This is a genomic window from Streptosporangium sp. NPDC023825 (assembly GCF_040639575.1).
Lineage (GTDB): Bacteria > Actinomycetota > Actinomycetes > Streptosporangiales > Streptosporangiaceae > Streptosporangium.
The window spans coordinates 58139-71421 of sequence record NZ_JBFAAE010000022.1; the positions used below are offsets into that span (position 1 = coordinate 58139).

The following is a 13283-nucleotide window of genomic DNA, read 5'->3' on the forward strand; positions in this document are numbered from 1 at the left end:
GCCCGGGTGCGGAAATTGGATGGCCACCCGTGTCACGCGGGTGGCGGTGATCCGGCGGGGCGGCCACCGGGAGCGGTGGCACGGGAGAGACCGGTCGAGAGGGGATGGTGTTCCGGCCTGCCATGTCCCGGACGGCTCTCACCCCGTCAGAACACCGTGAGGAGCGTGCCGCCTGCCGATGCCCCCTGATACCGGAACCACCCCAGTCAACACGACCAAGACAACCAACACGACCAACGCAGACACCTCTGCCGGCGACGCGGAATCCCCGCCGCGGCGACCCCTCCCCCCGCGCCGCGCCAGGGCGGCCTCCCTGTGGCGGTTGAAGTCCTACCTCCGCCCGTACGTCGTCCGCCTGGTCGCCATCTGGGTGGTGTCCTTCGCCGCGGTCGCGATCGGCATCGCCGTCCCGCTGATCGGCAGGGAGATCATCGACGGTCCCGTCGCCCGGGGCGACACCGGGGCCGTACCGCCCCTCGCGCTGCTGGCCCTGGTCCTGGGCGTGGTCGAGGCGCTGCTCGTCTTCCTGAGGCGGTGGCTGCTGGCCGACGCCGTCCTGGGCCTGGAGACCAGCATCCGCGACGACCTCTACGCCCACCTGCAGCGGCTGCCGATGGGGTTCCACGCCTCCTGGCAGTCGGGCCAGCTGCTGTCCCGTGCGACGACCGACCTGTCGACGATCCGGCGCTTCCTCGGCTTCGGCCTGCTCTTCCTCGTCCTGACCACCGTCCAGATCGCGACGGTGACCGGGTTGCTGCTCCACATGTACTGGCCGCTCGGGTTGCTGGTCGTCGCCTCGGCGGTGCCGATCATGGTCACCACCCTGCGCTTCGAGCGTACGTACATCACGATCTCCCGCCGGGTCCAGGACGAGCAGGGCGACCTCGCCACGGTCGTCGAGGAGTCGGCGGCCGGCATCCGTACGATCAAGGCGTTCGGCCGCGGCCGGTACGTCTCGGAGATCTTCGAGGAAGGGGCGCTGAAGGTCTACCGGACCTCGATGGAGAAGGTCCGCCTGTCGGCCAGGTTCTTCACCTTCCTCGAGGTGATCCCGAACATCACCCTCGCGCTCGTGCTGCTGCTCGGCGCCCTGGCGGTCGGCTCGGGCACGCTGACGCTGGGCACGCTGGTGGCCTTCGCCACCCTGATGCTGCAGCTGGTCTGGCCCGTCTCCGCGCTCGGCTTCATCCTGACGATGGGTCAGGAGGCGATGACCGCGGCGGACCGGGTGATGGAGGTGCTCGACACCGAACCGGAGATCGTCGGGGGCACCGGCGCGATCGAGCGGCCCCGGGGGCACCTGCGCTTCGAGGGGGCGTGCTTCGCCTTCCCCGACGCCGCCGAACCGGTGCTCCACGACGTCTGGCTGGAGGTGCGGCCGGGAGAGACGGTGGCGGTCGTGGGCGCGACGGGGTCGGGAAAGACGACGCTGACCTCCCTGGTGCCGCGGCTGTACGACGTCGGCGCCGGCCGGGTCACGATCGACGGGGTCGACGTCCGCGACCTGCCGCTGCCCGCGCTGCGCTCGATGGTCGCCACGGCCTTCGAGGAACCGACGCTGTTCTCGATGAGCGTCAGGGAGAACCTCACGCTGGGGCGGCGCGACGCGGGAGAGGAGGAGATCGCGGAGGCGCTGCGGATCGCCCAGGCCGGATTCGTCCACTCGCTGCCGTGGGGGCTGGAGACCAGGATCGGCGAGCAGGGCATGTCCCTGTCCGGCGGCCAGCGCCAGCGGCTCGCGCTGGCCCGCGCGGTTCTCAGCCGTCCCAGGATCCTCGTGCTGGACGACACGCTCTCTGCCCTGGACGTCGAGACCGAGGCCCTGGTGGAGGAGGCGCTGCGGCACGTGCTGCGCGAGGCCACCGGGATCGTCGTCGCCCACCGGGCCTCCACCGTGCTCCTCGCCGACAGGGTGGCCCTGCTGCTCGACGGCACGATCGCGCACGTCGGCGAGCACCACGAGCTCATGGCGAGCGTGCCCGAGTACCGCGAGCTGCTGTCGGCCGACCCGGACGCCGAGGAGGCACGGCTGTGAGCGTGACCGAACCTTCCACCCAGCCTTCGGGCCCCTCCTCCGGGCCCTCCGGAGCTTCCGGGTCCTCCGGGCCCTCCCCCGCCGGGACCGCGAACGGATCCCGGGAGTGGCGGGGGGTCGCGGCGGAGAACCAGGACGAGCTGTCGGCGCGGGTGTCGTTCCTGCTGCGCGACAGGTCCAGGCGGCTGCTCGGCGACCTGCTGCGCCCGTACCGCAAAGAGATCATCCTGCTCGTCGCGATCATCGTGACCTGCAACGTCGCCTCGCTCGCCATCCCCTACCTGGTCAAGGTGGGCATCGACGCGGGCATCCCGCCGATGGTGGCGGGCGCGGGACCGCGGACGCTGGTGACGGTCGTCGCGGCGATCCTGACGGCGGCGGTCGTCCAGCTGGTGACCCGGCGGATATTCCTCAGGATGGCCGGGCGCATCGGCCAGAGCATCCTGCTGGAGCTGCGGCGGCGGGTGTTCGCCCACTTCCAGAGGCTGTCGCTGTCGTTCCACGAGGACTACACCTCGGGCCGGGTCGTCTCCCGGCTCACCTCCGACATCGACGCCATCTCCGAGATGCTGCAGTCGGGGTTCGACGACCTCGTCACCGCCGTGCTGACGCTGGTCGGCACGGCGGTCCTGCTGCTCGTCCTGGACGTCCACCTCGGCGTGGTCGCGCTGCTTCCGCTGCCGGTCCTGATGCTGTTCACCGGCTGGTTCCGGCGGCAGTCGAGCATCGTCTACCGCAGGACCCGGGAGACCGTGGCCCTGGTGATCGTCCACTTCGTGGAGTCGATGGCCGGCATGCGCGCGGTCCAGGCGTTCCGCGGGGAGCCGCGCAACCAGGAGATCTTCTCCCACCTGAACGCCGACTACCGCGACGCCAACCGGCGGAGCATGCGCCTGGTCGCGATCTTCTCACCGGGCGTCAAGCTGATCGGGAACGTGACGATCGCGGCCGTCCTGCTCTACGGGGGCACGCTGGCGATCCAGGGTGAGGTCACGGTGGGCGTGCTGGCCGCCTTCCTGCTCTACCTTCGCCAGTTCTACGAGCCGATGCAGGAGATCTCGCAATTCTATAACACGTTCCAGTCCGCCGGGGCGGCGCTGGAGAAGCTCTCCGGCGTGCTGCAGGAGCGTCCCGTGGTGGCCGAACCCGGCGACCCGGTGACGCTGGAGCGGCCACGCGGGAGGGTCGAGTTCCAGGGTGTGGAGTTCTCCTACCTGGACGGCACCCCCGTGCTGCCCCGGCTGGACCTGGTGGTCCCCGCCGGGCAGACCGTGGCGCTGGTCGGCACCACGGGGGCGGGCAAGACCACGCTGGCGAAGCTGGTCTCCAGGTTCTACGACCCGGTGGCGGGCCGGGTGCTGCTGGACGGCGTCGACCTGCGCGACCTCGGCGAGGAGTCGCGGCACGCCGCGGTGGTCCTGGTCACCCAGGAGAACTTCCTGTTCAGCGGGTCGGTGGCGGACAACATCAGGTTCGGCCGGCCGGGCGCGAGCATGACCGACGTGGTGGCGGCGGCCCGCTCGATCGGCGCCGACGCGTTCGTCTCCGCGCTTCCCGAGGGGTACGACACCCAGGTCGGCAAGTACGGCGGCCGCCTGTCGGCCGGGCAGCGGCAGCTGGTGGCGTTCGCGAGGGCGTTCCTGGCCGATCCTGCGGTGCTGATCCTCGACGAGGCGACGTCCAGCCTGGACGTCTCCAGCGAGCGGCTGGTGCAGCGGGCGATGCGGACCATCCTGGCGGAGCGGACGGCCCTGATCATCGCGCACCGCCTGTCGACCGTCGAGATCGCCGACCGGGTGCTGGTGATGGACGGCGGCAGGATCATGGAGGACGGCCCGCCCGGCGAGCTCGTCCGGCGGGCGGGCCGCTACGCCGACCTGCACCGCGCCTGGCTCGACAGCATCTCCGACCACCGCGACGTCCCCGGCTGACCCACCCGGCGGCCGGAATCCCGGGCACGCGATTTCCGGCGGACCCTGAACCCCGGGAACGGGGTCCGCGTATCTCAGGGCGGAACGGCACGAATGATCCTTCCCACCCGCAGGAAAGGGGCAGTGATCTCGATGAGCACCCGGCGGTCGCGCAGAAGACGGTCTCTGACCGCCACCTTGCTGGTCTCCGCCATACTGGTCGCCGGGTGCTCGTCAGCGGCCGTGACGGCCGGGACCTCCGTCCAGGCGGTGGGACTGGCCGGCGATCGGGCGGACGCGGACGTCCGCTTCTCCCAGGAGATGATCCCCCACCATCGCCAGACGATCCGGCTCGCCGGCCTGGTGGACGGCCGGAGCGAGAACCCGTACGTGCGCGGCCTGGCCGCGAAGATCAAGAAGGACGAGGCCGCCGACATCGACCTGATGTCCGGCTGGTTGCGGTCGTGGCAGGCCGAGGTGCCGGCGAAGGGCGACCACGCCGCGCACGACATGCCCGGCATGCTGTCCGCCACCCAGATCTCCTCCCTGGAGAGGCGGTCGGGTTCCGCCTTCGACAAGCTGTGGCTGAGCGTGCTGGGCAAGCACCTCGACAGCGGTGTCCAGATGGCCCAGGTCGTGATCGCGCTGGGCAGGCACCGGCCCACCACCCGGCTGGCGGAGAGGATGGTCACCGCGCAGCGCGCCCAGATCGCCGAGATCGGCAGGAAGCTCGCCTGAGCCGCCGTACCTGTCGTACCTCCGGGTGCGCCGTGCCACCGGCGAGGACGGCGCCGCCCGTACGTGACGGGATCGCCGAACGGCGCCGCCCGTACGTGACGGGCGGCGCCGTTCGCTCCTGACGGGCGGTGCCGCCCGCCTCCACCCCCGGGCTCTACCTCAGCCCGAAGGCGCGGACGATCGTCTGCTCGACGGCGTTGCCCCTCTCGTCCCTGGCGCCGGCCCGCAGGCTGACGTACCGGGCGCGGGCCGGGGCGTCCAGCCTGGCCCTCCACCCGTCGCCGGTGCGGGTCAGGCGCTCGGTACGCCAGGTGGCGCCGTCGTCGTAGGAGACCTGGAGCTCACCCGAGCGGATGGCCGCCTTCGGCCCTCCCGGCAGGTGTGAGGGGAGGACGGTGAGGGCGGCCGAGCGTGAGGCCCTGCCGTCCACGCCGGTGTCCACGGCGTAGTCGAGCTGCACCAGCGGCAGCGCGACCGGCTCGGCGGAGCCGGAGGGGGCCGAGGTGAAGTTCCACACCGTCCGCGTGGTGGTGGAGTACGGGTACGCCGCGGCGTCGCGTTCCGTCGTGGTGACGAGGCGGTAGGGAAGCCCGCCCTGGCCGGCCTCGGCGTCCAGGGCGTAGCCGCCCGTCTCGGCGACGAGGGTCCCTCCCTGGTGGAGCGACGTCGTCTGGTCGAGCTGGCCCGGGCCGAAGAGCCCGACGTGGTCGGCCCCGGAGTCGCCCCAGCCGGGCACCTGGACGTGCAGGGTGTTGCCCTCGCGGACCGGGAGCGCGACGGAGTCGTTCACCCTCGGGCGCTGGATCGGGCCGAACCACTGCTCGCCGGTGGTGCTCCCCGCCCGGTAGGACCTCTCCCCCGAGAACTGCCACGTCTTCCGCGGGATCTCCGCCTCGGACGTCCAGCGTACGGAGGCTCCCGGGGTGACCCAGTCGGTGCGCTCGCGCTTCGACCTGCTCAGCAGCGTGTATCCCACCTTGGTGTTCAGACCGGGGACGACGTCGAAGCGGTACTCGGCGACCTCGTCCGCCGGGTCGTTGCGGAAGTCGACGTCGACCCGCGCCAGGTCGCGGTGCGCGGGACGGTAGGTCAGGTCGCCGGGAACGGACTGCTCCCAGCGCCGGACCAGGTCGTAGAGGTAGGCGGTGTCGGGCCTGGAGACCGTGCGCAGCAGGACGGTCCCCTTCCCGAGGCGGGAGATGAGCTGCTCGCCCTCGTCCCTGGTCAGTGACGCCACGGTCAGGGGCGTCCTCCTGATCGCCTCGCGGAGCCGTCCCACCTCGTCGTTGACGATCAGCAGCAGCTTCACCCCCGCGGCCACGGCGGCGGGCACCTGCTCGTCCGTGTCGCCGTGGCGCACGACCGCGATCTTCCCCTTGACGTCCAGCCCGGCGTAGTCGGCCGCGCGGCCCCCGCCGGCGAAGACGGCGGGCAGGTCCTGCGAGCCCTCGGGCAGGAGCCCCGCCCCCGGCTGGATCCACAGGTCGTCGTACGTCCGCCCGCCCGAGCTCACGGTCAGGAGCGGCTGGATCTTGCGCCAGCGCGTGCCGATGGACAGCCGTCCCTCGCGCACCCGCTTCGTGGGCTGGATCCAGATGCTGTCGTACCCGGTGCCGAGCGTGTAGGAGTCGGCGACGGAGGCCGTGTCGCCCAGCGTGCGGTGGTAGTCGACGCGGGTCTCCGCGTCGGCGCTCTCCTGGGGCGTGACGGCCTTCGCCTCGCGCACGGTGGTGCCGTCCAGGGTCACGGTGGTGTCGTCCTCGACGGTGACCAGGGGTTCGTTGAGCAGCGCGAGACCGAGCGAGGAGGGACCGTGCGTGCCTCGCACCTCGCCCCACATCCACACCGAGTACCTGCCCTGGGGCACCAGGACGTCCACCTCTCCGGTGAAGGTGAGGAAGCTGTAGTAGCCGTCGGCGGGGTCGCCCTCGCGCAGGAGGTTGATCTGGCCGCTCATCGGGGCGCCGTCACGGTCCCTGGCCTTGATGACGAGGTGGCGGGGCTGGTCCTCGGTGCTGACGCCGACGACGGTGCGGGCGAGCACCGGGCCGCCGCCCGCGGACGCCTCGATCCACCCGGTGTAGCCGTTCTTCTCCGACACGCGGTCCAGGTCGGCGGTGAGGGTGACGGTGCCGCTGCCGCCCGCCGGGACGACGACCCGGGAGGCGGACAGGGAGAACAGGCCGTCCGGGGCACCGGCGACCTTGAGCGCCAGGTCGAGGGTGACCTCGGTGGCGGAGGTGTTGGTGTAGGTCACCTGCCGCTCGGCCTTGCCGCCCTGCTCCTCCTCCAGCGGGTGGATGCCCAGGTAGGCGCCGCCGGTGGCGAACAGGGTGGCGGTGGTGGCGGCCCGGGCGTCCAGGCGGCCGGTGCCGGCCTCGTAGGCGGTGTGGTCAGGGGTGCTCCTGGACGTGCTCATCAAGGCGTCCTTGAGCTGCCCGCCGGTCCAGCCGGGGTGCGTGGCGGCGAGGAGGGCGGCGGCGCCCGCGACGTGCGGGGTGGCCATCGAGGTGCCGCTCATGGTCGTGTACGGGCCCTCGCCTCCCTGCGCGTACTGGGACCGGGCCGCCAGCACGCCGACACCGGGAGCGCTGAGCTCCGGCTTGAGCGCGCCGTCGACCAGCCTCGGGCCGCGGCTGGAGAAGTCGGCGAGGTGGTCGGAGGTGTCCACCGCCGCGACGGTGAGGGCCGCGTCGGCGGCGCCCGGGGCGCCCACCGTGCGCTCGGAGGGCCCGGCGTTGCCCGCCGCGACGGTGAACAGGGCGCCGGTCTCGGCGCTGAGCGCGTTGACGGCCTGGCTCATCGGGTCGGTGCCGTCGGTGGGCGCGTCGGTGCCCAGGCTCATGCTGATGACCTTGGCGCGCTGTTCCCTGGCGGCCCATTCCATGCCGGCCACGATCCAGGAGTCCTGGCCCTGGCCCTGGTCGCTGAGGACCTTGCCGACGTGCAGCTCGGCTCCGGGGGCGACGCCCTTCTCCTTGCCGCCCGAGGCGGCGCCGGTGCCGGCGATCGTGGAGGCGACGTGGGTGCCGTGACCGTGCCGGTCGGTGACCTCCTCACCGGGGACGAAGCTGGCGGAGTCCTCGATCTGACCGGCCAGGTCGGGGTGGCCCGCGTCGACGCCGGTGTCCAGGACGGCGACGTCGACGCCTTCGCCGGTGTTGCCCGCCGCCCAGACCTCGGGGGCGCCGATCTGCGCCACGGTGTCGGCCAGGTCGACCTTGACCTTGCCGTCCAGCCAGACCTTCGCGATGCCGCCCGTGAAGGCGGGCGCGGCGTTCCGGCGCCCGCCTTCACGGGCGCCGGGCGCCGCGGCCCGGCCGCCGGTGAGCGCGGACCAGAAGCTCGCGGCCTTGTCGCGGTCCTCGGTGACGGCCGCGCCCTTGATGCTGCTGAGGGTACGGACCTTCGTGGCGCCCGCGGGCAGCGACGTGGCGGCGCGGGCCGCGGAGTCGTCCGCGTAGGTGACGATCAGCGGGAGGTGCCCGGCGTGGGCGTCGTCGTAGTCGTCGGCCAGCAGGCGGGTGACGTTGAACAGCCGCCTGTCGAGCAGCCCCGCGGAGAGGTAGGGCATCGCGCTGTCGGGGTAGACGTAGGTGTCGGTGCCCACGGTGGTGACGCGGGCACCGACGGGTTCGCCGTCAGGGCCCCGGACGACCGTGGTGCCGGTCCCGGTGCCGCCGGAGCGGACCGTGACCTTGTCGCCGGTGATCAGGGTGATGGTGCGGGTGACCGCCGCGGCGCCGTGGGCGGATGTTCCCGCGGCCGGTACGGGGTCGAGCCGGATGGTGCCGAGCGTGGTGGTGGCGTACGTCGGCGGGGTCACCGCGAGTACCGCCAGGGCGACCGCGACGGCGAGCAGCCGCGACCTGCCGGAGGGCATGAGTGCCAAGTGGGTTCCTTGACTCGAACGGTTCGGGGGACGCGACAGCGATGGTGACGGTTTTGTCCGCTGGCAAGGAGAGAAACGGATGACCATATCTGCCAAAGGACAATGTGGTGATCTCTGACCGCCCGCGTCAACAGGAGTCGCGTTACGCGTTCAATTCACAAGTTCGCTTTTCAGGACGAGATCCATGAAAAGTGCACATATTTCGACAAAGTAGTTAATCGATTACAGATGGCCCCATGACGCCGGAATGTCGTCCGCCAACGGAGGGTGACCGCCGCGACCGCGGGCAAGGCGCGTGACGACCTCCGCGCGACACCCTCGGCGCGACACGGGGACCACTCGCACACCTAACGCGATAGATCCACTACAGAGAGTAGTGTGCGCTGTGAAGTTGATCTACGAGGACATCCATCATGACAGAACGGGAGTTCGGCGTTGGTTTCACAACGAGCCAGATCCGCCCTCATCGCGTTGGCCTGTGCCCTGCTGGCACTACCGGCCGTACCGGGGACGCCGGTGGCGGCCGATACCGCTGCGCACGCCGCCACCGACACGCGGCAGGCCGTCACACAAGTCTCCGCCGCGCCCTGTGTCCGGCCGGGGCAGACGACCTACCCTGTCGACTACTACTGGAAGAACGCGTTCGGCATGAGGCTGGGCAGCGGGTCGATCTCGGTCGACACCTCCCCGTCCCTGTGGGGCGGGCAGATCACCCCGGGTGGCACCTTCACCCTCACACTGGCGCACCGCACGACTCAGTGGCCGCTGCTGGTCAGCCGCTACACCACCACGTGGGATCTGTCGTCACTGCTGGCCCACGCCGACGTCGTCGGCCAGTCGGGAACCGGCACCATCAGCGGCAACACCCTTTCGATCGCCTCGTCGGGTACCAAGGTCGACCCCTCCCCGAAGGTCATCACCTTCCAGGTCAGGCAGGGCACCGTCGGGGGCGGCATGACGATCCGGCCGACCGGGATCAGCAGCGTCATCGCCGCTCCCGGCCAGCTCGGGAACAACACGGCCGCCCCTGCGATCCAGATCGCCGGCGGGCAGTCCATCTCGCCCACCAGGGCCGTCGATGACACCGCCACCACCAGGCAGGGCACAGCCGTCAGCGTGCCCGTCCTGGCCAACGACACCGCGACCTCACCGACGATCAGCGGCGTCACCCAGCCCGCCCACGGGACCGCGACGATCTCCGGCGGCAACGTGGTCTACACACCCGCCGCCGGCCTCGGCGGCACCGACACCTTCACCTACACCGTCACCACCGCCTGCGGAACCAGCACCGCGACGGTCACGGTCGCCGTCACCTGTGCCTACACGCCGGTCACCCTGGTCAACGGCGGTTTCGAGGCGCCACCCGTGACCACGATCGACTGGTCCATCCCCGACGCCTCCGTCAACCCGGGCGTCGGCTGGCGCACCACCGCCACCGACAACAAGCTGGAGTTCTGGCGGGGCGGCGCGAGCGGGGTTCCGGCGGCCGAAGGCCAGCAGTTCGCCGAACTCAACGCGACCCAGGTCTCCACGCTCTATCAGGACGTGCCCACCGTTCCCGGAACGCCGATGACCTGGTCGCTGTATCACCGGGGCCGCCTCGGTACCGACGTGATGCGGGTGCTCATCGGCGCACCGGGCGCGACCGTGGCTCAGACCCCCACGGGGGCCTCCTCCCCGGACATCTCCGACGACGACACCGCCTGGCGCCAGTACACCGGGGTGTACGTCGTGCCTCCGGGACAGACCACTACACGATTCTCCTTCGAGTCGGTGTCGGCCGCGGGCGGTAGCCAGGGGGCCGGCAACTTCCTGGACGGCGTGGTGTTCCAGACGCCGCCCTGCCTGCCCATGACCAGGAGCGCATGAAGGCGGGCGGAGTCCCGGGGCGCGCACCGCGAACCGACCGGCCGCCGCGCGAGCACCCGGGTTCCTGACCGTCACACACAACACACGACACACGGCCGAGGAGCGAGGACCCCCGACCGTAAACCGACGCAAACGGACGGAAACCGACCGACAGCTTCCGCGCCCCGCGAACCCGCCGTACACGAACACGAAGGCCCCTCTCGCCCGGGCGAGAGGGGCCTTCGTGCGATGTGGCGAACCCGGAGGGCGCGCCAGGTTGTTCAGCTGGCGGTGCCGGCGGTCTCCTGCTCCGCGGCGCGGCGCCTCTCCTCTTCCTCGACCGCCTCGACGGTCTCGTTGTCGCGGTCACGGCGGTACTCGCGGACCGAGTAGGCGATGGCCGCGGCCCAGAGGACGGCGATGGTGATGTAGGCGACGGTCTGGACGCCGCCGGAGGCGTCGATCCAGTCGCTGCGCAGCAGGGTCCGGACGTTGGTCAGGATGATGATGCCGCCGACGGCGGAGCCCAGGATGCGCGGCGGGATGTGCCGGACCAGCCAGGCGGCGATGGGGGCCGCGATGACGCCGCCGATCAGCAGCACGGCGACCCAGGAGAAGTTGATGTTCTCGGAGCCGATGCCGTAGAAGAAGCCGATGCTGGCGGCGATGGCGACCAGGAACTCGCTGGCGTCGATGGAACCGATCACCTTGCGCGGCGCCAGGCGCCCGCTGGCCAGGATCGCCGGGGTGCCGACCGGGCCCCAGCCGCCGCCACCGGTGGCGTCGACGAATCCGGCGACCAGGCCGAGGGGCGCGAGGAAGCGCTTGCGCAGCGGCTTGCCCAGGTTGCCGCGCGGGAGGCCGAAGGCCGTGAAGCGGATCAGGACGTAGACGCCCAGCGCGAGCAGGATGATCGACATGACCGGTGCCGCGACCTCGGTGGAGAGGCCGGACAGGAAGGTGGCTCCCGCGAACGCGCCGACGGCGCCGGGAACACCGATCTTGGCGACGACCTTCCAGTCGATGTTGTTGAAGCGCCAGTGGGATATGCCCGAGGCGAGGGTCGTGCCGATCTCGGCGAGATGGACGGTGGCCGAAGCGGCGGCGGGGTTGGTGCCGATGGCCAGGAGCAGCGTCGTCGAGGTGACACCGTAGGCCATGCCGAGGCTGCCGTCGACGAGCTGTGCCGCGAAGCCGACCAGGCCTAAGAGGATGAGCGCACGCACAACGCCCCCCTTCCTGTTTTTCCTACTCTGTTGATAGGAATTATCGTGATTGAATGCCAGGGCGGCGTCAAGTCACGTTTCGAGCAAGGCGTCTCAAGGTGTGGGAATCTTCATCCCACGCGCGGTGCAGGGCGCGCCGTCACGCCCTGCGTCGCCTGCCGGCCTCGGCCACCGGCGACAGGAGGGCGGCCAGGCTGACGGTGTCGACGATGGCACTTATGGAGGTCTCGATGTTCAGCCATACCGTGCGCAGCCGCACCGCCTCTCCGAAGTAGGCCACGTCGCCGGTCGGCAGCCCCCGCACCGAGGTCAGCTCGCCGGCGACGGCGCGCAGGACGTCCCCGACCGAGATGTCCACGGGCGGCCGGGTGAGCGTGAAACCGCCCTCGTGGCCCCGCTGGGCGAAGACGAGGTCGGCGCGGCGCAGGTCGGTCAGGATGCCGCGCAGGAAACTCGCCGGGATCTCCTGCGCCTGCGCCATCGTCTCCGACTTGACCGGGGCGGGATCGCTCAGCGCGATGACCAGCATCGCCCTTATGGCGTAGTCGCTCCGAGCCGTGATGTGCATCCGAAAGTCCCCCCGACGGTGCGCCTCTGCCGCTGGCCGATGGCCTCATGTGGGCTGGTCTCGCTTAAATCTACTATCTCTATAGGTTAACTGTGAATTATCCTCGTGGTCAGGTGTGCCCGCGAGAGCCCCCCTTACCCCTGCCTCCGCGCGCCGGCGCCGCGTTCCCGGAGCTCTTGTGGCCGGCGCCGGCGGCGGAGAAGGCCGGTGGGGTCAGTGACCGACGGAGTCGGAGTCGGTCGCGGCGGCCTCGCCCCGGTCGAGGGAGGACAGCTCGGAGACCTCCTCGGGAGTGAGGGCGAAGCCGAAGACGTCGGCGTTGGCCCTCATCCGTTCGGGGCTGGACGACTTCGGCACGGTGATCAGGCCGAGCTCGATGTGCCAGCGCAGCACGATCTGGGCGGGGGTCCTGCCGTGCCGCTCGGCGGCGGCAGTGACGACCGGCTGCTCCAGCAGGTCGCCGCCCTGCCCGATGGGGCCCCAGGACTGGGTGGCGATCCCGTGGGCGGTGTCGTAGGCGCGGGTCTCTTCACGGGTGAAGAACGGGTTGAGCTGGATCTGGTTCACGTCGGGCACCACGCCGGTCTCGGCGAGGAGCCGGTCGATGTGGGCCGGCTTGAAGTTCGACACGCCGATCGCCCGCACGCGGCCGTCCTCCAGCAGCTTGACCATGCCCTTCCACGCCTCCACGTAGCGGTCCTTGCGCGGCAACGGCCAGTGGATCAGGTAGAGGTCGGCGTAGTCGAGGCCGAGCCGGTCCAGGCTGGCCTGGTACGCCTCCTGCGCGGCGTCGTACCCGTGCCACTCGCCGTTCAGCTTGGTGGTGACGAACAGTTCCTCCCTCGGCACCCCGCTCGCCCGCAGCCCGCGCCCCACCCCGGTCTCGTTGCGGTACGCGTAGGCGGTGTCCACCAGCCGGTAGCCCATCTCGACGGCCTCGGCGACCGCGACCTCCGCCTCCTCGTCCGACATGGGCCAGGTGCCCAGGCCGACCTGCGGGATGTCCGCGCCGTTGACCAGCTTCAGGGTTGGAATGTCCAGAACAGTCATGGCCGACAGCCTTCCA

8 protein-coding genes are annotated in these 13283 nt (G+C 71.0%); 4 read left to right on the top strand and 4 right to left on the bottom strand.

Annotated features, from left to right (window positions below):
- The first annotated feature begins 322 nt into the window (after positions 1–322).
- From AB0G15_RS20520 to AB0G15_RS20530, 3 genes are all read left to right on the top strand, one after another.
- Positions 323–2035, top strand: a complete 1713-nt coding sequence (locus AB0G15_RS20520; protein WP_362841894.1) for an ABC transporter ATP-binding protein — start codon at positions 323–325, stop codon at positions 2033–2035.
- A complete protein-coding gene (locus tag AB0G15_RS20525) occupies positions 2032–3966 on the top strand; it encodes an ABC transporter ATP-binding protein (protein ID WP_362841897.1) in 1935 nt (644 codons plus the stop codon). The genes AB0G15_RS20520 and AB0G15_RS20525 overlap by 4 nt, the downstream gene beginning before the upstream one ends.
- Before the next feature lie 132 nt (positions 3967–4098).
- Positions 4099–4683 carry a DUF305 domain-containing protein gene (locus tag AB0G15_RS20530; RefSeq protein WP_362841900.1) on the top strand — a complete coding sequence of 195 codons (585 nt, stop codon included), beginning with the start codon at positions 4099–4101 and terminating at the stop codon, positions 4681–4683.
- Between the two features lie 154 nt (positions 4684–4837).
- On the opposite strand, the gene AB0G15_RS20535 is transcribed toward AB0G15_RS20530, so the two are convergent.
- Positions 4838–8566 (bottom strand): S8 family serine peptidase, encoded by a 3729-nt coding sequence (locus AB0G15_RS20535; protein ID WP_362842052.1) that lies wholly within the window; start codon positions 8564–8566, stop codon positions 4838–4840.
- 444 nt (positions 8567–9010) lie between these two features.
- On the opposite strand from AB0G15_RS20535, the gene AB0G15_RS20540 reads away from it, so the two are divergent.
- Positions 9011–10444, top strand: coding sequence for an Ig-like domain-containing protein (locus AB0G15_RS20540; protein WP_362841903.1), 1434 nt, complete (start codon positions 9011–9013; stop codon positions 10442–10444).
- Positions 10445–10704: 260 nt separating this feature from the next.
- Here AB0G15_RS20540 and AB0G15_RS20545 read toward each other — a convergent pair whose 3' ends face one another.
- The 3 genes from AB0G15_RS20545 to AB0G15_RS20555 all read right to left on the bottom strand — a co-directional run bounded on the left by AB0G15_RS20545 (position 10705) and on the right by AB0G15_RS20555 (position 13267).
- Positions 10705–11649 carry a sulfite exporter TauE/SafE family protein gene (locus tag AB0G15_RS20545; RefSeq protein WP_362841906.1) on the bottom strand — a complete coding sequence of 315 codons (945 nt, stop codon included), beginning with the start codon at positions 11647–11649 and terminating at the stop codon, positions 10705–10707.
- Between the two features lie 139 nt (positions 11650–11788).
- Entirely contained in the window at positions 11789–12217 is a 429-nt protein-coding gene (locus AB0G15_RS20550) for an Rrf2 family transcriptional regulator (protein ID WP_344919484.1), read from the bottom strand.
- A 213-nt stretch (positions 12218–12430) separates the two neighbouring features.
- Positions 12431–13267 (bottom strand): aldo/keto reductase, encoded by an 837-nt coding sequence (locus tag AB0G15_RS20555; protein ID WP_362841910.1) that lies wholly within the window; start codon positions 13265–13267, stop codon positions 12431–12433.
- Between the last annotated feature and the right edge of the window lie 16 nt (positions 13268–13283).